We start from the raw sequence: 21729 nt of genomic DNA on the forward strand, positions 1-21729 counted from the left end.
CGCCGAGATCATCATGATCCAGACTGCCCTTGCCATCCGGACCGCTTCGATCGACACCGATTCCGATATCCGGCTCGAAGAGCGCATCGAGGCCGCATGTGCGCGCGTCGCGCCGCTCTGGCCGCTCAAGCATTTCGTCGCCGTCAATCCATTCCTCGGCTTCACCGGGCAGAGCTTCGCGGCCACGGCCGCGACGTTCGAACGGGTGGTTCGCACTCGGATCCTGATGCCGCGCGCCTTCTACCGGAAGGCGCTCGATCAAGGCCGCATCGACGATGCGGCGCTGGCGCAGGCGCTGCAACTCCACTCCGAGGCGGGTCTCGACCTCGATGGGCTCAAGCGGGCGCTTGGCTCGGACGCGCCGCCTGGTGCGCCGCCGGCCGTGGTGGCCACCGTTGCTGAAGTGCTGGACCGTCTCGCCACCGGCGACCGCTATGTCTCGCTGGTGTCGTTCATGATCGACGAGATCTCCGCCTTCTGCGCCAGCTATTTCGACGAGGGCCAGGCAAACTGGCAGAATCCGGCGCGCAGGCTCAAGCCTTACACCGCGTGGCGCACCCTCGCGATCTACGATCGCAATCCGGAGGTGATGGGAATTGCCGGCTTCCGCAAAACGGTGGCGGCGCTTCCTCGCAATCCCGTGCAGGCAATCGCAGTCATCGTCGAGCGGCTCGGCATTCCCGCGCGCGCGGTGGAGGATTATCTCGTGCGCGCGCTGTTCGACCTCAATTGGTCGGCTTACGCCCGTTATGTTGGATGGAGCGCTCAGCTCGAAGGCCGGCGCGACGATACGCTGGTCGAGCTGCTCGCGATCCGGCTGGCCTGGGGTTTTGCGCTGTTCGAGGCCAGGACCGATGCGGCTTTCAGGGCGGCCTGGGCCGAGGCCATGGACGAAGCCGCAAAGCTGCCGGTCGATCATCGACTCGACGAGAGGCCTGAACTTGCCGTCGATGTCATCCTGCAGGAGGCGTACGAGATCGTGTTTCGCCGTAACCTCGTGGGGCAACTCGCGGCCAATGCTTCGGCCCAACGAGCAGCGCGGCCCGCCGTTCGGCCGGCAGTGCAAGCGGCATTCTGCATCGACGTGCGCTCGGAGATCTTCAGGCGCGCGCTCGAGACGGCCTGCCCCGAGGCGGAAACGATCGGCTTTGCCGGCTTCTTCGGCTTTCCGATCGAGTATGTTCCGATCGGTCACTTCCGCGGCGGGGCGCAATGTCCGGTGCTGCTCAAGCCCGCCTTCATCATTTGCGAGACGGTCAAGGATGCCGATGCCGTCGAGGAAGCCGAAGTGCTCGGCTTGCGGTTGCTGCGCCGGCGAGTTGCAAAGGCCTTCAAATCGTTCAAGGTCTCGGCGGTGTCCTCCTTCTCCTACGTCGAGACGGCGGGCCTCGGTTTTGCCGCCAAGATCGCGACCGACAGCGCAGGGGTGACCCGGCCGGTGCCGTCGCCCGTCATCGACGGCCTTGATCCTGATATCGCCGCCCGGGTCAGCCCGCGGATTGCTCCGGGCCAGCTGGAAGGCCGCCCCACCGGGTTTGCAGGAACCCAGGCCGTCGACATGGCCGAGGCGGTGTTGAAGGCGATGTCCCTCACCGGGCCTTTCGCGCGGCTCGTGCTGCTGGCCGGCCATGGCAGCAGCACGACCAACAACCCGCATGCTTCGGGGCTGGACTGCGGCGCTTGCGGCGGCCACACCGGCGAGGCCAATGCACGCGTCGCGGCGGCAATCCTGAACGATGCCGGTGTGCGCGAAGGGTTGCGCAAACGCGGCATCGACATTCCCGCCGATTGCTGGTTTGTCGGCGCGCTGCACGACACCACGACCGATGACGTGAAGCTCTTTGACGAGCAGGATGTGCCCGCCGGTCTCGCGGCCGATCTGGCGCGGCTCAAAACGGCTCTGGCACAGGCCGCGCATCTGGCAAGGCTCGAACGCCGCGCGTTGCTCGGCATCAAGGATGCCGTCAGCGTCGACGACGCGATCAAAGCCCGCAGTCGTGACTGGTCGCAGGTTCGGCCCGAATGGGGCCTCGCCGGCAACGCTGCCTTCATCGCCGCCCCGCGCAGCGTCACGCGCGGTCTCGATCTGTCCGGGCGCGCCTTCCTGCACTCCTACATGCACGAGCAAGACCGGGACTGTCGTGTGCTGGAGCTGATCATGACGGCGCCGATGGTGGTCGCGAGCTGGATCAATCTGCAATATTACGGCTCGACCGTGAACAATTCGGCGTTCGGCAGCGGCAACAAGGTGCTGCACAACATCGTCGGCCAGCTTGGGGTGCTCGAGGGTAATGCAGGCGATCTCCGGGTCGGACTGCCGTGGCAGTCCGTTCATGACGGAAAGCGCTTCATCCACGAGCCGGTTCGTCTCAACGTCTTCATCGCGGCGCCGGAGGCCGCGATGGACGATGTTCTGCGTCGGCATCCCGGGGTCTGCGATCTCGTCGTCAACGGCTGGGTCATGCTGCATTCGCTCGGCGACAGTCAGGAGACTATCCGCCGCTGCGTGGAGCCCGGCGTCTGGACAGAGGTTCAAGGTGTTCTGCCCCCGTTGGGGCGGCCACTCCTCGGTGATCCAAATCCATAATGAACGAGTTGAGAAACCAAAATCACTGTCCAATCAAACGCCGGTCATGACCGATGAGCAAATGCCGCCATCCCCGCGGCCGACTGGCGAACGGGGGCGCCGCTGCCCCAACTGCGCAGGCCTTTTCCGTCTCTCCCATTCGTTCCTCGACCCAATAAAGGGAAACACGGTTCGACTTTATCGGTGCGCCTGCGGCGAACACATCTGGGATGATTGAGCGGGAGCGCTGCGAACGTCTGTTTCCTCCCATCGGCGAGGGTCCGTCGGCGCTCTCCGCTCCGAGGTCGATCTCGGCCGTCAACACGTTGCGATGGCATCCGTCCCCATCGCTAGGGACAGACAACGGCGCCCGAATTCGTTAGTCTTGTCCGAAAGACAGGAGAGACCCGGAGGAGCCCGCCTTGAGCACCGCGCCGCGCATCGACATCGACCCCGTCGCGTTCTGGGCCGACCCCTATCCGATGCTCGCCAAGATGCGCAAGGAAGCGCCGATCGCGTTCGTGCCGCAGCTCGGCTCGACGCTGTTGGCGAGCCGCGACGACATCTCGATCTCCGAGAAGCAGATCGACGTGTTCTCTTCCCACCAGCCCGCCGGCCTGATGAACCGGCTGATGGGCCACAACATGATGCGCAAGGACGGCGAGGCGCATCAGCTCGAGCGGCGCGCGATTTTTCCGACGGTGTCGCCGAAGACGGTGAAGGCGCACTGGACGGCGCTGTTCCAGGCCCATGCCGACCGCATCCTCGATGCGATCGCGCCGGGGCGGATCGATCTCATGCGCGACTTCGCGCTGCCATTCTCCGGCGAGTGCCTGAAGTCGATCACCGGCCTCACCAATATCGGCTTCGCGGACATGGACGCGTGGTCGCAAGGAATGATCGAGGGCATCGCCAATTACGGCGGTGATCCCGCGATCGAGGCGCGCTGCCATGCCGCGACCTCGGGCATCGATGCCGCCATCGACGACATCCTGCCGGTCATGAGGAAAAACCCGGACCAAAGCATTCTCGGTGTGCTCCTTGCCTCCGGCATGCCGATGGAGAGCGTGCGTGCCAACGTCAAGCTCGCGATCTCAGGCGGCCAGAACGAGCCGCGCAAGGCGATCGCCGGCACGGTGTGGGCGCTGCTGACGCATCCCGCGCAGCTCGATCTCGTGCGCAGGGGCGAGGTGACGTGGCTTGCGGCGTTCGAGGAATATGCCCGCTGGATCTCGCCGATCGGCATGTCGCCGCGGCGCATCGCCAAGCCCTGGACCATTCGCGATGTCTCCTTCGAGCTCGATGAGCGCGTGTTCCTGATGTTCGGTTCTGCCAACCGCGACGAGAAGCATTTCGAGCGCGCCGACGAATTCGACGTGCGGCGCGACACCTCCAGGAGCGTTGCCTTCGGCGCCGGCCCGCATTTCTGCGCCGGAGCCTTCGCCTCGCGGGCGATGATCGCCGACGTCGCGCTGCCGACATTGTTCGCCCGTGCCAGGAAACTCGAGATCGCCGACGATGAGCCGATCCGGATCGGCGGCTGGGCGTTCCGCGGGCTGCAGAACCTGCCGGTGAGGTGGCACTGACTTTCAACGCACCCTCGCCACAAAGACAGTCTCACATCCGTGTGCGGAAAGAATCTCCCTGCATTCCTCGCCAGGGTCGAAAGATTAATCATGCGCATCGCACGAGGCGCAGTGCTCGCATCGCTATTTTTCCGCGCGTCTCGACACGCCCGATAAGCCGCACCATCATTCCCGACGCGAATGAATGACGGCCACGAGCGGCCGGGAGTGTGGAATGCAGCGTCGGGACTTTCTGAAACTTTCGATGGGCACCGCGGCGGTTGCCGCGTTCGCATCGCATGCGAACGCGCAAGGCGAGGTGAAGCAAATTCGTATCGGTTACCAGAAGACTGGCGTGCTGGTGATCGCGCGCCAGCAGGCCGTTCTGGAAAAACATTTCACGCCCCAAGGCATCGACGTGAAGTGGATCGAGTTCTCCTCGGGGCCGCCGATGATGGAAGCGATGAACGTCGGTAGCGTCGATTTCGGTGCGGTCGGCGACTCCCCGCCGGTGTTCGCGCAGGCGGCGGGAGCTGCGATCGTCTATGCCGCGGGCCAGCCGATCACCAACGGGCAGGGCATCCTGGTGCCGAAGGAGTCGCCGATCCGCAGCATCGCCGACCTGAAGGGCAAGCGCATCGGCTTCACCAAGGGCTCCAGCGCGCACAACGTCGTGGTGCAGACGCTCGAGCAGGCGGGCCTCATCTATGCCGACATCACGCCGGTCTATCTGACGCCGCCCGATGCGGGCCCCGCCTTTGCCAATGGCAGCATCGAGGCCTGGGCGATCTGGGACCCCTATTTCGCCATCGGCGAAACCAGGCAGAACGGCCGCATCCTGATCAATGCGCGCGAGGTCACCAAGACAAATTCGTTCTACATCGCCAACCGCGATTTCGCGAGGAATCATGGAACGATCCTGCAGCAGATCGTCGACGTCACGACGGCCGCGGGCAGATGGGCCGAACAGCACCGTGACGAGGTCGCCAGATCGCTCGCCGCGATCACCGGGGTCCCGCTGGATATCCAGACGGTCGCGGCCAATCGCGCGAACTTCGTGGTCGGTCCCGTCACCGACGATATCGTGGCGACTCAGCAAGGCGTCGCCGACCGCTTCTACAAGATCGGGCTGATCCCGAAGCCGATCGTCGTCCGCGACATCGTCTGGCGCAGCACGGCGATCTGATCGTGCCGACCAATCTCCCCGTTTCGAAAGGTCTGAACATGAGACGCATCATTCAGCGCCTGATTGCGGCCATCGTGCTGTCGATCGGCATCGTCGCCGCCGCGGTCGGCACCTCCTACGGGCAGGACAAGGTGGTCCGCATCGGCTACCAGAAATACGGCAAGCTCGTGCTGCTCAAGAGCAAGGGAACGCTGGAGCCGAAGCTCGCTGCCGACGGCTACAAGGTGGTGTGGACCGAATTCCCGTCCGGTCCGCCGCTGCTCGAAGCGCTCAATGTCGGCGCGATCGATTTCGGCAACACCGGCGAAGCTCCGCCGATCTTCGCGCAGGCCGCCGGCGCGCCGATCCAGTATGTCGCCTACGAGCCGGCGGCGCCGAACGGCGAGGCAATCCTGGTGCCGAACGCCAGCCCGCTGAAGTCGGTCGCCGATCTCAAGGGCAAGAAGGTCGCGCTGAACAAGGGTTCCAACGTCCACTACCTCCTGGTCAAGGCGCTGGAGAAGGCAGGCGTGAAATATGCCGAGATCGAGCCCGTCTTCCTCGCGCCCGCCGATGCGCGCGCCGCCTTCGAGCGCGGCGCGGTCGATGCCTGGGTGATTTGGGATCCGTTCCAGGCCGGAGCGGAAGCCGCGACCGGCGCGCGCACGCTCGCGGATGGCACCAACACCGTCGCCAACTACCAGTTCTATTTCTCTTCGAAGAAATTCCTCGATGCCAATGCCAAGGTTGTCGACGCCGTGCTCGCCGAACTGAGCGCCGTCGACGATTGGGCCAAGGGCGACATCCATGCCGTGGCCGAGCAGCTCGCGCCCTCGATCGGCTTGTCGGTTCCGGTGGTCGAGGTCGCCTTGAGGCGGCAGGCCTATGGCATCAAGCCAGTCAGCGAAGCCGTGATCGCCGATCAACAACAGGTCGCAGACGCGTTCTTCGCGCTGGGCCTGATCCCCAAGGCCATCAAGATTGCCGACGTAGCGCGTAAGTCAGGATCGTGAGCATAGTCATGAGCAAGCAAAGCAACACCAACATTCTCTGGTTCCTGCCGACGCACGGCGACGGGCGCTATCTCGGCACCGGCATCGGCGGCCGCGAGGTCAATTTCAACTATCTCCGCCAGATCGCGCAGGCCGCCGATCAACTCGGTTATTTCGGCGTGCTGATACCGACCGGGCGGTCCTGCGAAGATTCCTGGATCGTCGCGTCCGCGGTGGCGCCGTTCACCCAGCGGCTGCGCTATCTCGTCGCCGTTCGCCCCGGGCTGCAATCCCCCAGCGTTGCGGCGCGCATGACCGCGACGCTGGATCGCGTCACGGGCGGCCGGCTGCTCGTCAATGTCGTTACCGGCGGCGATCCCGTCGAGAACAGGGGCGACGGCGTTTTCCTGGGTCATGACGAGCGCTACGAGGTGACCCGCGAGTTCTTGGGCGTCTATAGCGATCTGCTGGCCGGCAAGACCGTCACTGTCGAGGGCAAGCACATCCGCATCGAAGGCGGCAAGTTGCTGTTTCATCCCGTGCAATCGCCGCGGCCGCCGCTCTATTTCGGCGGCTCCTCGGATGCCGGCATCGACGTCGCGGTCGACACCGTCGACAAATATCTCACCTGGGGTGAGCCGCCGGCGCTGGTCGCCGAGAAGATCGCGAAGGTGAGAGACGTCGCCGGCTCACGCGGCCGCAAGTTGTCGTTCGGCATCCGTCTTCACGTGATCGTCCGCGAGACCAATGAAGCGGCCTGGCGCGCCGCTGGCGAGCTGATCAAGCATGTCAGCGACGAGACCATCGCGGCCGCGCAGCAGAACTTCGCGCGCATGGATTCGGTCGGTCAGCAGCGCATGGCGCAGCTCCATGGCGGCAAGCGCGACAAGCTCGAGATCGCGCCGAACCTCTGGGCCGGTGTCGGCCTCGTGCGCGGCGGCGCCGGCACGGCGCTGGTCGGCGATCCCCAGACGGTCGCGGCGCGCATCAGGGAGTATCAGGACGTCGGCATCGACACCTTCATCCTGTCCGGCTACCCGCATCTGGAGGAAGCCTATCGCTTCGCCGAGTTGGTCTTCCCGCTGCTCTCGCTGGAGCAGCCGAGCAACGTGACCAGACTGCACTTCAACGGCGGCCCGTTCGGCGAGACTGTCGGCAGCGACTACCGTCCGCAGCATCGAGTGTCGCAATCATGAGCCTCATCGACGGCGTCTCCCTCCCGCGTAAGTTCCGCTTGCCGCGCGTGGATGGTCTGGTGCAGTGGATCGTGCCGCTCGCCATCATCGCGATCTGGCAAGCGGCCTGCGTCACCGGTCTCGTGCCGGTGCGCGTCCTGCCGGCGCCGAGCGATGTCGCACTGGCGGGTTGGAAACTGCTGCTCTCCGGCGAGCTGGTCCGCAACATCTGGGTCTCGTTCTGGCGTGCCTCGATCGGCTTTTTGATCGGCGGCAGCATCGGCTTCGCCTTCGGACTCGCCAATGGCCTGTCGCAGCTCTCGGCCACGCTCACTGACACCACCCTGCAGATGGTGCGCAACGTGCCGCATCTGGCGTTGATACCGCTGGTGATCCTGTGGTTCGGCATCGACGAGAGCGCGAAGCTGTTCCTCGTCGCGCTCGGGGTCTTCTTCCCGATCTATCTCAACACGCTGCACGGCATCCGTACCGTCGATCCGCAGCTGATCGAGATGGGACGCATCTACGGCATGAGCGATGGCGAGCTGTTTCGCCGCGTGATCTTCCCCGGCGCATTGCCGTCGATCTTCGTCGGCATCCGCTTCGCGCTCGGCATCATGTGGCTGACGCTGATCGTGGCTGAGACCATCGCGGCATCCTCGGGTCTCGGCTACATGGCGATGCAGGCCCGCGAATTCATGCTGATTGACGTCGTCGTGCTGTCGATCCTGATCTACGCGCTGCTTGGCAAGCTCGCCGACAGCGCCTCCCGCGTGCTGGAGCGGGCGACGCTCGCCTGGCACCCCGCCTTCCAGAAACGTTGAGAGTGACAATGCAGACAGCGCTTCGTACAGCCTTTTCCGACAGCGAACTCGCCCGCCCCGCCAATTTCGTGCCCCATGCCCGCGTGGCGGAGCGGCCGGTTCACACCAGCGGCCTGCCGCTCAGCATCCGCGGCTTGCGTAAATCCTTCGGCGACAATGAGGTGCTGCGCGGCATCGATTTGCACATCCCGGCCGGCCAGTTTGTCGCGATCGTCGGCAAGAGCGGCTGCGGCAAGAGCACGCTGCTGCGCCTCATCGCCGGCCTCGAAAAGATTGACGCCGGCGACATCAACTTTGGCGACGAAGTCCAGGCGGAAGACATCCGCGTGATGTTTCAGGAGCCGCGGCTGTTGCCTTGGGCGCGGGTGCTCGCCAATGTCGAGGTCGGTCTCGGCCGCGACCGTGCCTCCGGTGACGCGCAATCGCGCGCGGACAAAGCGCTTGCCGAAGTGGGCCTCGCCGACAAGCGCGAGCAGTGGCCGTCGGTGCTGTCGGGCGGCCAGAAACAGCGCGTCGCGCTCGCTCGCGCGCTGGTGTCCCGGCCGCGCGTGCTCGCCTTCGACGAGCCGCTCGGTGCGCTGGATGCATTGACCCGGATCTCGATGCAGCGGCTCCTGGAGCGGGTCTGGCGCGACCAGGGCTTTACCGCGATCCTGGTGACCCACGATGTCTCCGAGGCGGTCGCGCTGGCCGACCGGGTGCTCGTGATCGACCAAGGCCGGATCGCCCATGATGTCGTGGTCAACCAGGGCAGGCCGCGCGAACGCGGCTCCGCCGAGCTCGCCGCCCTCGAAGCCTGGATCCTGGGGCATCTCTTGTCGGCGGACGATCGTGACTAGGCAAGGAAATGACAGCGGAGGCCGTGGGGGAGTCTGTCGCCGGCAGCCGATCCCATGATGCCATCATGCCCCTGTTTTGCCCGACGGGTCAATAAAAATTCGAAAAAAGAGAAATATGATGTTTGTCGGTGACGGTGGCTACTGTGCATGGGGTTGTTTTCGCGATTTCGTCGTGTGGCAGCTCGAGCCCTGGATTGGCGCGGGCACTTTCGTCGGCGGACGATCGTACCTAAATACAGCGGACCCCGCTTCGGGGAGCATGCCATGAATCTGGTCCCTCGCGAGCTCATGACCGAAACTGCCGTCTCCTCCGCCGATTTCCGCGGCGCCATGCGCCACCTCGCCGGCGGCGTCAGCATCATCACCGCCGGACGGGGCAAGGACATCACCGGCATGACGGTGACCTCGGTCACCTCGCTGTCGATCGATCCGCCGACGCTGCTGGTCAGCATCAACCGCGATGCCTCGTCCTTCCCGCTGATCCGCCGCTACGGTGCGTTCGGCGTGAACATCCTCGCCGCCGATCAGCTCGACGTCGCCGAGCGCTTTGCCGGCAGGGGTGGCCTGAAGGGGGCGGATCGTTTCGCGGGCAGCCAGTGGGTCACGGCCGTCTCCGGCGTGCCGCTGCTGGTCGGCGCCTTGTCCGCGGCCGATTGCGAGGTCGAGGACATCGTCGAGCGGCACTCGCATGGCATCGTCATTGGGCGCGTCAGGACTATCAACAACTCGGCCCGCACCGCCGCGCTCGCCTATTGGCACGGCCAGTATGTGGCGGTGGACCGGGACGAAGACGCCGCAAGGCTCGCCGATGTCAGCGTTCCCGCGCGCAGCCGCCGCGGCGTTTGACCGCCTCAGGCCGGCGCAGGCTGGCCTTTTCCGCATCATCGCTCTAGAAGCGCCTCGAGCCGTCCCGCCGGACGGCAATGGAGCGGAACGATGAAGCGCGTCGGGACCTGGGCCTTCTATGCCGTCGGCGCGCTGGCGATTGCCTACCTCGCGCTCTACGCCTACGCAATGTTCCGCGGCCAGCCATTCGTGCCCGGCGATCCCATCCACATCTTCCGCAAGCCAGATGCGCCGAGCTATTCGTAGACGCTGGAAGTTTCGTTCGCGCATCTGCAGGGCTAACCCACCCTATGCAGCGAGGTGTGCCCTTCAGCCCTTTAGAATCGCCAGCGCCAGCGCCTGCGCGCGCGGGACGATGCTGTCGAGCTCCAGATATTCCTCCGGCGTGTGCGCGAGCCCACCGACCGGCCCGAGACCGCAAATGGTCGGCGTGCCCACGGCGGCGGTGAAGCCGGAATCGGCGCAGCCGCCGGAGAACTCGCCCTGGAGCGTGGTGAGGCCAACCTGCCTTGCGGCGGCCTGATAGCCCTCGAACAGCGCCTTCGAGGCCTCGCTCTGCACCACCGGCACGAACTCGCCCTTGATCGTCAGCGTCGCACTGGTGCCCGGCACGTCAGAGGACGCGACGATCTTCTCGATCGCGGCCATCACCCGCGCGCGGTCGGCCGGATCGACATAGCGCATGTCGATCTGGCCTTCGGCGTAAGGCGCCGTCGTGTTGACGGACTGCCCGCCCGAGACGAGGCCGACATTGAGCGTGATGCCCTTGTCGAGATCGGTCAGCGCGTGGATCTGAACGATCTTGTGCGCGAGCTCGCCGATCGCGCTGACGCCCGCGGCAAAGTTCGCGCCGGAATGCGCCGCCTTGCCGGTGATGGCCAGATGCATGAAGATTCCGCCCTTGCGCCCGGTGACGACGTTGCCCGTGGGGCGGCCCGGTTCGGAATTGAAGACGGCGCGGGCAGAGCGCCCTTCGCGCTCGATCACGGGTCGCGACGACGGCGAGCCGATCTCCTCGTCCGACGTGATCAGCACCTTGATCGGATGCGGCGAACCGCCGAATTTGTGGAAGGCGGTTGCCACGAAAACGTTCATGACGAGGCCGGACTTCATGTCGGCGACTCCGGGTCCGTAGGCGCGACCATCCCGGATCGTGAAGGGGCGGCGCTTGGCTTCATCTTTGCCGAACACGGTGTCGCGATGCCCCATCAACAGCACCGGCTTTTCGTTGCTGCCGGGTTTTGCCACTTCGGCATGGATCGCGTCGCCGAACGTGGCGTTGGCCTCGCGCCGGAACGGGATGCCGTGCTCGGTAAAATGCCGCTCGAACCGCGCACCGACCGCATCGACGCCTTCCTTGTCATAGGACCCGGAATCGATGTTCACGACGTCACGGAGCAGATCGATCATCGCCTGCTTCTGCGACGCCAGCCAATCCGTGATCTGAGCTTCAGACATGTGCTTCCTCGCGTGGTTCTCGCGAGCGGTTATAGGGCCTGGAGCGGCGATGACCTAGTCGCGAGATGCGGTCCGGCCATGTGTTCGCTCCCTGCGGGGTACCATTTGCCAAAACAAAATGCCCGGGATTGAGCCCCGGGCATTTTCATCGTCACTTTTGCTGGAGCCCTACGCCCCGATCATCGGCAGCCGCGAATGTTCGCCCGGCCCTCCCGCCGGCGTGATCGGGATGCCGCCGTCGGCGTATTCGTTGAGCTTGTTGCGCAGCGTGCGGATCGAAATCCCCAGGATGTTGGCGGCATGGGTGCGATTGCCGAGACAATGCTTGAGCGTCTCCAGAATCAGATCGCGTTCGACATCGGCGACAGTGCGCCCCACCAGAGCCCGGGTCACCTGCTCGGCGGCCATGGTCGCGTGCGCCACGGCCGGCGGCGTCTTGGCGAGGTCGAGGCGATCGCCGTCCGGGGTGAGGATCGCATCGGGGCCGATCTCGTCGCCCTGCGCCATCAGCACGGCGCGGTGCATGGTGTTTTCGAGCTCGCGGACGTTGCCTTGCCAGCGGTTGGTGGAGAGCACGCGGCGGGCTTCCGCAGAGATCGGACGCAGCGGCACGCCGTTGGCTTCCGCATATTTCTTCACGAAGTGCTGGGCGAGCTCCAGGATGTCGGCGGGGCGCTCGCGCAGCGGCGGGATCTTCAGGTTCACGACGTTGAGGCGGAACAAGAGGTCTTCGCGGAACGTGCCTTCGCGCACGGCATCCGCCAGATTGCGGTTCGACGTTGCGATGATGCGGATGTCGACCGGGACCGGCTTGGTGCCGCCGACGCGGTCGATCACGCGCTCCTGGATGGCCCGGAGCAGCTTCGACTGCAGACGAACGTCCATCTCGGAGATTTCGTCCAGCAGCAGCGTGCCGCCGGTCGCCTCCTCGAACTTGCCGATGCGGCGGGCGATTGCGCCGGTGAAGGCGCCCTTCTCGTGGCCGAACAGCTCGGATTCAAGCAGATGCTCGGGGATCGCGGCGCAGTTGATCGAGATGAACGGGCGCTTGGCACGGGCCGAACGGGAGTGGACGTAGCGCGCCAGCACCTCCTTGCCCGTGCCGGATTCGCCGGTGATCATCACCGAGGCGTCGGAGCCTGCGATCTGCTGGGCCAGCTTGATCACGCGCGCCATGGCGTCGTCGCGATAGACCAGTTCGCGGGAATCGTTGGCGACGGCGGCGAGAACCGCGGCGATCAGCTCCGGGTCCGGCGGCAGCGGGATGTATTCCTTGGCGCCGGCGTGGATCGCGGCGACGGCGGCGCGGGCGTCGTTGGTGATGCCGCAGGCGACGATCGGAGCGTGGATGTGCTCGGCCTCGAGCCGCATCACGAGATCGCGGATGTCGAGGGCGACGTCGACCAGCAGCAGGTCGGCGCCCTTGCCGCCGCGCAGCACGCGCATCGCCTGCTCGTGATCCTCGGCGTGGGTCACGGTGGCGCCGTTGTCCATCGCGATCTTGGTGGCGGTGGTGAGCTGGCCCTTCAATGTGCCAACGATGAGAAGCCGCATGTCAGTCTCCTGTCCGTCTGGTCGCGCTGTCGCGCGTCATTCGCTTTGCGTGCATGATCCGGAAAAGTGCGAAGCGGTTTTCCGACAAGATCATGCTTGGAAAAAACTTAGCCGCGTTCCGTCCTGATGATTTCCGTCATGGTGACGCCGAGCTTGTCCTCGACCAGCACCACCTCGCCGCGGGCGACGAGCTTGTTGTTGACGTAGATGTCGATGGCCTCGCCGACGCGACGGTCGAGCTCGAGCACGGTGCCGGGCCCGAGCTTGAGGAGCTCGCCGACATCCATCTTGGAGCGGCCGAGCACCGCCGAGACCTGCACCGGCACGTCGAAGACGGCCTCGAGGTCTGCGGCGACACGCGCTGCATATTCGTCCTCGTTGTAGCCGACGTCGGCGCCGGTGGGCGGCAACGGGCCGTTGAGATCGGGCAGCGGGACCTGTCCGTCGGTGTCGCTCATGGCTTAGTTCCCCTTGCGGGACGCGATATAGCGTCCGACCATGTCGTCGATCTTGGCCGCGATGGCGCTGCGCTCCAGCACGACACCGCCATCGGCCCATTCGATCCGGCAGTCGCCGGTGGCAATTTCAGGCTCGGCCAGGATCACCAGCCGTCCTTCGAAGCCGCTCTGCTTGGCGAGCCGCTCGATCTTCTCGCGCGCGCTGTCGTAGAGGGCGTCGTTGATGCGGACGACCAGATGCGGCGTCGCGACCAGATGCGAGAAGCAGTCCTTGACCAGCGCCATGATCTCGCCGAGCGGCTCGGCGGCGATCAGGTCGGCGCACAGCTTGCGCGCCACTGCGATTGCGACCTCGACCGCCTCGGTCTCCATCTTCGTTTCGATGTTGCCGATGCCCGACGCGACGCCCCGGATGCCGATACCGATCTCTTCCATCGCGAGCGCAACGCGGCGGTCGCTCTCGGCCTTGGCCTCGCGCTGGGCGGCAGCAAAGCCGTCCTGATAGGCGCGCGCCTCGGCTTCCGCGACCTTCTGCGCGATCTCGGCCGCGGTCGCGGCTTTCTCGCGCGTCCGGTCCGGCGCGGCGAAGTCGGTATCGAACAAGAATTTGGCGGGAGCGCCCATCAATACACCAGCTCGTCGTCAGCGCGATTCTTGGTCAGCATGATCTCGCCCTTGGCGGCGAGGTCCTTGGCGAGATTGACCAGCAGCGCCTGGGCCTCGTCGACGTCGCGCAGGCGCACTGGCCCCATCGCCGCCATGTCGTCCTGCAGCATCTTGGCCGCGCGCGAGGACATGTTGCCGAAGAAGAAGTTGCGGACGTCCTCGTTGGCGCTCTTCAGCGCCACGCCGAGCTTGTCCTTGTCGACGTTGCGCATCAACGTCTGGGCCGAGCCGGAATCGAGCTTCACGAGGTCGTCGAAGGTGAACATCAGCGCCTTGATGCGCTCGGCCGATTCCCGATTGTCCTCTTCCAGCGAGGTGATGAAGCGGGTTTCGGTCTGGCGGTCGAAATTGTTGAAGATTTCCGCCATCACCTCGTGGGCGTCGCGGCGGCGGGTCTGCGACAGGTTCGACATGAATTCGGTGCGCAGCGTCTTCTCCACGCTCTCGATCACCTCCTTCTGCACCGCCTCCATCTTCAGCATACGGTTGACGACATCGAGCGCGAGGTCTTCGGGGAAGATGCCGAGTACGCGCGCGGCATGTTCCGGCTTCAGCTTCGACAGCACCACGGCGATGGTCTGCGGATATTCGTTCTTGAGGTAGTTGGCGAGGACCTCTTCCTGCACGTTGGAGAGCTTCTCCCACATGTTGCGGCCGGCGGGGCCGCGGATCTCGTCCATGATGCCGTTGACGCGCTCCGGCGGCAGGTACTGCTGGAGCAGGCGCTCGGTCGCGTCGAAATTGCCCATCAGCGCGCCCGAGGCCGACATGCGCGAGACGAATTCGAGCAGCATGTCCTCGACCGTGTCGACCTCGACGGTGCCGAGCGTCGACATTTCCAGCGACAGCTGACGCACCTCGTCGTCGTCGAGCAGGCCCCAGATCTTGCCGCCATATTGCTCGCCGAGCGCCAGCATCAGGATCGCAGCGCGGCGCGGGCCGGTCAATTGCTCGGCGCCCTTGCCGTCCCTGGCGCGGTTGCCGGCGCGCTGGCCGAGCGTCGAGATCACGCTGGTGATGTCGTTCGAATTGGCGTTTTGCAGGGAAGCAGCCATGTCAGTTCACTTCTCGGTCATTTCGCGGGTTCGGCCAGCCATTGACGGATGATGGCGACGGTTTCGTTGGGATTGCGCTCGGCGAGCTCGCCGACGCGATGAACGGACTGGGCGTGGACCTGGCCCTGGATGGTGGCGACGTCGATCGCGCTGGCGGCGCCGCCCGGGATCAGCGCCTGACCGGCGGCGGCCGGCGCCGCGTCTTCGGACGCTGCGGGGCCGGAGAGCACGCCTGAGATGGCGGCGGCGACTTCGTCGGAGGCGAGGATGCGCTTCACCAGCGGGCGGATCACCATGAACATCACGACGAGGCCGAGCAGCATCATCACGCCGAGCTCGACGAAATACATGACGTCGTCCTTGGTGAACTGCAGCATGCCGAGGAAGCCGGAGGGCTCTGCGATCGGAGCGGTGGAGGGCGCGTCGGCGAAGCGCAGATTGACGACCTCGACCTGGTCGCCGCGCTTCTGGTCGAAGCCGATCGCCGAGCGCACCAGGGTGGCGATGCGGTCGAGCTGCTCCTTGGTCCGATCGGTGTAGGCGAGCTCGCCCTTGTCGTTCTTGGTGTAGATGCCGTCGACCAGCACCGCGACCGAGATGCGGTTGACCCTGCCGGCCTCGGTCACCTCGGTCTTGGTGGTGCGGGAGATCTCGTAATTGTTGGTCTCCTCGGACTTCTTGCTCTGGTCCTTTGCCGGCACGCCGCTGTTCTGCTGGTTGCCGGGGAGCTCGTTGTTGACGGTGACCTGGCCGTTGGTGTCGGCGGTGAGGCTGCTCTCTTCGCGGGTCTGGCTCGAGCGCAGCACGCGGCCCTCGGGATCGAACTTGTCCGAGGTCTGGGTGATCTTGTTGAAGTCGAAATCGGCGGAGAGCTGGACGCGGGCGCGGCCCGAACCGACCACGGAGGAGACGATGTCCTCGACCTCCTTGCGCAGCCGCTTTTCGAAGGCGATGCGCCGGTCGTCGCCGGCGGCCTGCTCCGGATCGGTCGCGGCCCCGTCGGCGAGCAACTGGCCGGCCTCATCCACGATCGAGACCCGCTGCGGCTTCAGGCCGTTGACGGCGGAAGCGACGAGATGACGGATGGCGCGGATCTGCTGGGCTTCGAGCGAGCCGCGGACCCGCACCACGATCGAGGCCGACGGCTCCGGCGCCTCGCGCGCGAACAGCGGACGCTCGGGCAGCACCAGGTGGACGCGGGCGGCCTGGATCCGGTCGATGGCGCGGATGGTGCGGGCGAGTTCGCCCTCCAGCGCGCGCAGATGATTGATGTTCTGGACGAAAGAGGTGGTGCCGAGGGCGTCCGACTTGTCGAACACTTCATAGCCGACGCCGCCACCCTTGGGCAGGCCGCCCTCGGCGAGCTTCATGCGAAGGCGGGTGACCTTGTCCTTGGGCACCATGATGATGCTGCCATCATTGCGCAGCTCGTACTGGATACCCTGGCGCTCCAGGTCTTTGATAATGCTGGAGGAATCCTCCATGCTGAGGTCGGTGAACAGCGTCGTCATCTGCGGTGTGGTGACGCGCATGATGACGAAGGCAAAGAAGCCGATGAGCGCGGCGGTGACCGCGATCATCGCCCCGAAACGGGCGGCGCCGATACCTTTTAAAAAGTCCGCAAGACCTTGCAAGCAACCGCCCCGACAGATTCGACCCGCATTCCAAGAGCGGACGAGTGGGCAATTATTGCCTAGGTGATGGTTTCGATATGGTTAACGAAGGTTAAGAGCTGGGACAAAAGTAGCGAACATGAAAAAAATCGGCCTCGCAGGGCGAGGCCGATTTTCGTCAAACACAGCAGATTTCCGCAGCGCTTACTGGCGATATTGCTGGATGCGGGTGGTGCGAAGACCCGCCAGACCATGCTGGTCGATGGAAAACTGCCAGGAGAGGAATTCGTCGACCGTCAGGGTATAACGGCTGCAGGCCTCCTCGAGCGAGAGAAGTCCGCCACGCACTGCGGCGACGACTTCGGCCTTGCGGCGGATGACCCAGCGTTTGGTGCCGGGTGCGGGCAGATCTGCAATCGTCAGCGGACTGCCGTCCGGCCCGATGACGTATTTTACCCTCGGGCGATGGGGTTCTGTCATGGCGTACTCACAAACTCTCAACCACTGAACTCACGCCGTAACCCTACGCGTGCCGGCTTAAAAATCCGCTAAGCCTAAGGCTTCAATACAATTCTCGTTGAATCCGGCTGGAACGACGCCGGCCCGGCGGGCTGAAGCGGTGATTCAGCCGGCCGAGCGGGGTCTTCGTAAATACTTTACTAACGAACGAGGGGGCGGGCGTTGAGGCGCTGCCAAGGCCCCTCCTGTCATCCCGGGGCGCAGCGCGAGCCCGGGATCCATAACCCCAGGGAGGGGTTTGATGAACACTCGGAGTTCTCAGTCTCGCGCTACAACCGCTCCCTGCGGTTGTGGATCCCGGCCTTCGCCGGGATGAGACCATGAGTGGCGAAGCAGCGTGGCCCTCATTTAGTTGCTGCTGGTCGCGATGATGCTCTTCACCTGGCTCAGCGTGTAGCTGTTGCCGTCGATCGAGAGCAGCGGCGGCGACTGGGTCAGGTCGACGGAGCTCACCACGCCCTGCACCTGCGCGGCGATGCCGACATTGTTGTTGGCGACATCCTTGCCGGTCGCGGTGATCGTGTACTTGCCGTCGGGCCATTGCGTGCCGTCGTTGCCCTGGCCGTTCCAGGTGAAGGGAACATCCGAGGCGGCGCCGGCCGTGTATTTTCCGGTAAACACGGTCTGGCCGCTGGAATTCGCGATCGAAATATCGACGGTCGCATCGGTCGGCACATTGAGATGCCAGGTGGCCGACGAGCTCTTCATCGTCGCCGTGGTGCCGTCGACCACCGCGGTCTTGCCGACGAAGCCCAGCGCCTGGGTCGCCTGCGTGGTCTGCTGCAGGGTGACGAGCTGCGACAGCGAGTCATTGGTCTTGAGCTGCTGCTCGACGCCGGCGAACTGCACCAGCTGCTGGGTGAACTGGTTGGTGTCGAGCGGATCGAGCGGGTTCTGGTTCTGCAGCTGCGTGGTCAGCAGCGTCAAAAAGGTCTGGAAGTTGCCGGCGAGCGTCGCGCCCGTGGTCGAGCTCAGGCTCGAATTCGAGGAGGACTTTGGCACATCGGTGGTGCCTGATACGACTGACGGCGCGGTGGCGGCATTCGTGGTGGTCATGGCGAATACTCCTCACACTCTGATATCGACGCCGCTGCTCGATCCGAGCATGCGGCCATAGCTGCGGCTGACGGGCGCCGTGGTTGCAGAATCGTCCTCGCTGATGATCAGCCGGCGGGCATTGCCGGAATTGTCGTTGTTCTGGCCGGTGTTCTGTCCCGACGAATTCTGATCGCGAAGGCTGAAGGAGAGCCCGTTGCTGCCGGTCTTGAGGCCGGCATCGTCGAGCGCGCGCTGCAATTGCGGCGCATCCTGCCGCAGCATCTGCAGCGTCTCCGGCTTCTCGACGGTGACATGCGAGGTGACCTGGCCGTTGCGGTCGACATTGATGCGCACGTCGATGCGGCCGAGATCGACCGGATCGAGGCTGATGTCGAAGCGGGTCTTGCCGGCGCGGGCGGCAGCCGCGATCTCGACCGGAATGCCGTTGATCGGTACTGCTGCCGAATTCGCAGCGGTCGCGGTCAGCGTCGCGGTGGAGGCGGTGGCCGCCGAGGTCGTGGTGGTCAGTGGCGCCTGCACGGCGTTGGCGGCTTGCGTGCTGGTGTCGGTCGCGCCAGCTGCGACAGTCTGCGTATCGGCATGGGCGTGTGGGGTAGGTGCCGCCGGGATCGCATCGGCGGTGCGACTGGCGGCATCGGCCTTCGCATCGGTGGCGGCGCTATCGGCCTGCGGCTTCGCGGCTTGCGGATGGGCGGCCGTGGTCGCGGTCGCGGCATTTTGTGCGGAGGTCGCCGCCTGAGCCGTCTTGCCGGCGTCCTGGCCGATGTTGGAGACATCGCTCTGGCCCTGCGCCGTCGCGGCGGCCTTGAACGAGACCTTCGGCGTGCCCTGGTCGGCCGCGGTGACCTGCGCGGCTTTCGCTGTGACGTCGGTTGCGGTGGCGTCGGTGCCCGCAACGGTCGCCTCGGCAGGCGAGCCCTTTGCGTCGGTGGTCTTGTCGCCGGTCTTGGCGTCGCCGCTCTTGGCCGCCTTGCCGGTGGCATCCGTTTTCGTGCCTGCGATCTGCGCCGCTGTCGAAGCGCTGGCGGCAATGCCGGCCGCGGCGATCGTCAGCGGCGAGGAACCGGTGCCCGCCGGTTGGTTGGCGGCGGCATTCGGGTCGGCGGGTACAACGGGCGTGGCGACCGGGACGGCGGTCGGATCGGGCGCAGCCGCCGGCGTCGCGGCGGCCTGCGCGGCGGCGGAGGCGTCCACCGCGGCAGCGAGGCCGTCGGTGCTGTCCGTCTTGTCGCTCTTGGTGCTGTCCGGCTTGTCGCCCGACTTCGACGCGGAGGCGTCCGCCTTGTCCCTATCCTTGGATTTGCCGGCGGGCTTGGTCGGATCGGCCTGGGTATCGCTGGTAGCCGGCGTTGCGGAATCCGGAGCGTCGCTCGCGTTGCTCTGCGGGCCCTGATCGGTCGAGGAGCTGTCGCGCGCGCTCTTGTCCGACGAGGAGGACGTCGAGGAGGAATCAGTCCGCCGCGGTGCCGGATCCTGGCTCGGTGACGGTGCGCTGTTGCTGATGGCCTGGGTGTTGCTGTCGACCAGCGCGCCAAAAGAGTCGCCCGGCGCGGTGTCCTTGCTGGTCTGGGAACGGGCAGGCTTTTGCTGCGCGCTCGAGACTTGCGCGCTTGCCGCTACGTCTGACGTGACACCGACCACAGGCGACCCCTTGAAAACATCTTCGGATCAGGAGGTGAGCAAGGAGCGGGCCAGTCTCCCGAAAATCGATTTTCGGTAGTAAAACCAATGGTTTGATGAATCGATAGCTCTCCCGCCAGCCACCCCGCGGCCCCGTCATTTCTGCCGCCCCGGCAAGAATTGCCCGAAAGCCCGGGGCACGCGTGATTGCTTCAGTGGAATGCCCCCTATATTAAAGGCTGCTCTCAGCCGCTTTCGACCGGGCAGGCCAGTGCCCTGCGGGAACTCGAGTTCCCGAAGGACGCCTAGCGGCCCGGCCCAAGGCATCAGCAATCGCGGAAAAACGCCGCCGTCACGTCAGCTTAGGCCCATGCTCAACAGTCTGGATCTCGAAGGCCGTCCTGAGGACACCAGGGTCGTCGTTGCCATGTCGGGCGGCGTCGATTCCTCGACGACGGCTGCGCTGCTCAAGGCCGAGGGCTACGACGTCGTCGGCATCACGCTGCAGCTCTACGATCATGGCGCGGCGACCCACCGCAAGGGCGCCTGCTGCGCCGGCCAGGACATCCACGACGCCCGCGATGTCGCGGCCAAGCTCGGCATTCCCCATTACGTGCTGGACTACGAGGATCGCTTTCGCGAGTCCGTCATCGACAACTTCGCCGATTCTTACGCGCTCGGCGAAACGCCGGTGCCCTGCATCGAGTGCAACCGCTCGGTCAAATTCCGCGACCTCTTGAAGACCGCGCGCGAGCTCGGGGCGCAGGCGCTCGCCACCGGCCATTACGTCGCCTCGCGCCGCCAAGCCGACGGCTCGCGCGCGCTGGTCTGCGCCGCCGATGCCGACCGCGACCAGAGCTACTTTCTGTTTGCGACCACGCAAGAGCAGCTCGACTTCCTGCGCTTTCCGCTCGGCGACATGACCAAGCCCGAGACGCGCGAGCTCGCGCGCCGCTTCGGTCTCTCGGTCGCCGACAAGCACGACAGCCAGGACATCTGCTTCGTGCCCACGGGGCGATATACCGACATCATTACCCGGCTGCGGCCCAATGCGATGGATCCCGGCGACATCGTCGATCTCGACGGCCGCGTTCTCGGCCAGCATCAGGGCATCGCCAATTTCACCGTCGGCCAGCGCCGCGGCCTCGGCATCGCAGCGAGTGCGCCGCTGTTCGTGGTGCGGCTGGATGCGGCCAACCGCCGCGTCGTCGTCGGCCCGCGCGATGCCTTGAAGATGCACCGCATCGCGCTTCGCGACGTCAACTGGATCGGCGGCGGCGATATCGACCGGGCCATCGGCGACGGCCTCGAGCTGTTCGTGCGCGTGCGCTCGACCCGCAGCCCGCAGCCGGCCTGGCTGCGCGGCGCCGGTGGTCACTACGAGGTCGAGCTCGTCGGCGGCGAAGAGGGCGTTTCGCCCGGCCAGGCCTGCGTCTTCTACGACGCGCCATCGGGACAGGCGCGCGTGCTCGGCGGCGGCTTCATCCAGAGCGCCGCGGCGAAGGTCTCAGCCGGGACATCGCGCCCGCTGGCGGAAGCCGTGCGCGGCTAGCGCAATGAGATTGAGTCCGACTGCAGCCACCGAAAAGGTGCACCCCCTCTCCCGCTTGCGGGGGAGGGTTGGGGAGGGGGCTCTCTCCACACGTGATATGTCGCGAGCGGAAAAAGCCCTCACCCGCCACGCTCTTGCGAGCGCGTCGACCTCTCCCGCAAGCGGGAGAGGCGCTAGACCAATTTCGGGGCTGGCTTCGATCT

At 65.5% G+C, this 21729-nt stretch carries 19 protein-coding genes; 10 read left to right on the forward strand and 9 right to left on the reverse strand.

Annotation, left to right across the window (positions count from 1 at the left end; genetic code table 11):
• Positions 1-13: 13 nt before the first annotated feature.
• From X265_RS07970 to X265_RS40335, 9 genes are all read left to right on the forward strand, one after another.
• Positions 14-2587 (forward strand): YbcC family protein, encoded by a 2574-nt coding sequence (locus tag X265_RS07970; RefSeq protein ID WP_128964307.1) that lies wholly within the window; start codon positions 14-16, stop codon positions 2585-2587.
• A gap of 401 nt (positions 2588-2988) precedes the next feature.
• The gene (locus X265_RS07975; protein WP_128964308.1) at positions 2989-4152 is read left to right on the forward strand and encodes a cytochrome P450; all 1164 of its coding nucleotides are present in this window, start codon (positions 2989-2991) and stop codon (positions 4150-4152) included.
• Between the two features lie 214 nt (positions 4153-4366).
• Positions 4367-5317 (forward strand): sulfonate ABC transporter substrate-binding protein, encoded by a 951-nt coding sequence (locus X265_RS07980; protein WP_128964309.1) that lies wholly within the window; start codon positions 4367-4369, stop codon positions 5315-5317.
• Positions 5318-5355: 38 nt separating this feature from the next.
• Complete coding sequence (locus X265_RS07985; RefSeq protein WP_128964310.1) at positions 5356-6309, forward strand: sulfonate ABC transporter substrate-binding protein; 954 nt, start codon at positions 5356-5358, stop codon at positions 6307-6309.
• Positions 6310-6317: 8 nt separating this feature from the next.
• Positions 6318-7484: an FMNH2-dependent alkanesulfonate monooxygenase gene (gene ssuD / locus X265_RS07990; RefSeq protein WP_128964311.1), complete on the forward strand. Its 1167-nt coding sequence runs from the start codon at positions 6318-6320 to the stop codon at positions 7482-7484.
• On the forward strand, positions 7481-8287 hold the full coding sequence (locus X265_RS07995; protein ID WP_128964312.1) for an ABC transporter permease subunit: 807 nt from the start codon (positions 7481-7483) through the stop codon (positions 8285-8287). Before ssuD ends, X265_RS07995 begins: the two co-directional genes overlap by 4 nt.
• An 8-nt stretch (positions 8288-8295) precedes the next feature.
• Positions 8296-9126: an ATP-binding cassette domain-containing protein gene (locus X265_RS08000; RefSeq protein ID WP_128964313.1), complete on the forward strand. Its 831-nt coding sequence runs from the start codon at positions 8296-8298 to the stop codon at positions 9124-9126.
• Positions 9127-9390: 264 nt separating this feature from the next.
• Positions 9391-9972, forward strand: a complete 582-nt coding sequence (locus tag X265_RS08005) for a flavin reductase family protein (RefSeq protein ID WP_128964314.1) — start codon at positions 9391-9393, stop codon at positions 9970-9972.
• Positions 9973-10062: 90 nt separating this feature from the next.
• Positions 10063-10218, forward strand: coding sequence for a hypothetical protein (locus X265_RS40335; RefSeq protein ID WP_164938468.1), 156 nt, complete (start codon positions 10063-10065; stop codon positions 10216-10218).
• A gap of 63 nt (positions 10219-10281) precedes the next feature.
• Here X265_RS40335 and X265_RS08010 read toward each other — a convergent pair whose 3' ends face one another.
• The 9 genes from X265_RS08010 to X265_RS08050 all read right to left on the reverse strand — a co-directional run bounded on the left by X265_RS08010 (position 10282) and on the right by X265_RS08050 (position 19995).
• Positions 10282-11430, reverse strand: coding sequence for a M20 family metallopeptidase (locus tag X265_RS08010; protein WP_128964315.1), 1149 nt, complete (start codon positions 11428-11430; stop codon positions 10282-10284).
• Between the two features lie 168 nt (positions 11431-11598).
• Positions 11599-12984 (reverse strand): sigma-54-dependent transcriptional regulator FlbD, encoded by a 1386-nt coding sequence (flbD, locus tag X265_RS08015; protein ID WP_128964316.1) that lies wholly within the window; start codon positions 12982-12984, stop codon positions 11599-11601.
• 107 nt (positions 12985-13091) lie between these two features.
• Positions 13092-13442, reverse strand: coding sequence for a flagellar motor switch protein FliN (gene fliN, locus X265_RS08020; protein WP_092302896.1), 351 nt, complete (start codon positions 13440-13442; stop codon positions 13092-13094).
• A 3-nt stretch (positions 13443-13445) separates the two neighbouring features.
• The gene (locus tag X265_RS08025) at positions 13446-14066 is read right to left on the reverse strand and encodes a FliH/SctL family protein (protein WP_128964317.1); all 621 of its coding nucleotides are present in this window, start codon (positions 14064-14066) and stop codon (positions 13446-13448) included.
• Positions 14066-15163 carry a flagellar motor switch protein FliG gene (gene fliG / locus X265_RS08030; protein ID WP_128964318.1) on the reverse strand — a complete coding sequence of 366 codons (1098 nt, stop codon included), beginning with the start codon at positions 15161-15163 and terminating at the stop codon, positions 14066-14068. The genes X265_RS08025 and fliG overlap by 1 nt, the downstream gene beginning before the upstream one ends.
• Positions 15164-15180: 17 nt before the next feature.
• Positions 15181-16797: a flagellar basal-body MS-ring/collar protein FliF gene (gene fliF / locus X265_RS08035; RefSeq protein WP_128964319.1), complete on the reverse strand. Its 1617-nt coding sequence runs from the start codon at positions 16795-16797 to the stop codon at positions 15181-15183.
• Between the two features lie 183 nt (positions 16798-16980).
• Positions 16981-17256: a CtrA inhibitor SciP gene (gene sciP, locus X265_RS08040; protein ID WP_002714638.1), complete on the reverse strand. Its 276-nt coding sequence runs from the start codon at positions 17254-17256 to the stop codon at positions 16981-16983.
• Positions 17257-17643: 387 nt separating this feature from the next.
• Positions 17644-18351: a flagellar hook assembly protein FlgD gene (locus tag X265_RS08045; protein ID WP_128964320.1), complete on the reverse strand. Its 708-nt coding sequence runs from the start codon at positions 18349-18351 to the stop codon at positions 17644-17646.
• A 12-nt stretch (positions 18352-18363) separates the two neighbouring features.
• The gene (locus X265_RS08050; RefSeq protein WP_128964321.1) at positions 18364-19995 is read right to left on the reverse strand and encodes a flagellar hook-length control protein FliK; all 1632 of its coding nucleotides are present in this window, start codon (positions 19993-19995) and stop codon (positions 18364-18366) included.
• Positions 19996-20344: 349 nt separating this feature from the next.
• Between X265_RS08050 and mnmA the strand changes: the two genes are divergently transcribed.
• Positions 20345-21526 (forward strand): tRNA 2-thiouridine(34) synthase MnmA, encoded by a 1182-nt coding sequence (gene mnmA / locus X265_RS08055; RefSeq protein ID WP_128964322.1) that lies wholly within the window; start codon positions 20345-20347, stop codon positions 21524-21526.
• The last annotated feature ends 203 nt before the right edge of the window (positions 21527-21729 follow it).

The sequence above is a fragment of the Bradyrhizobium guangdongense genome (genome assembly GCF_004114975.1).
GTDB classification, from domain to species: domain Bacteria; phylum Pseudomonadota; class Alphaproteobacteria; order Rhizobiales; family Xanthobacteraceae; genus Bradyrhizobium; species Bradyrhizobium guangdongense.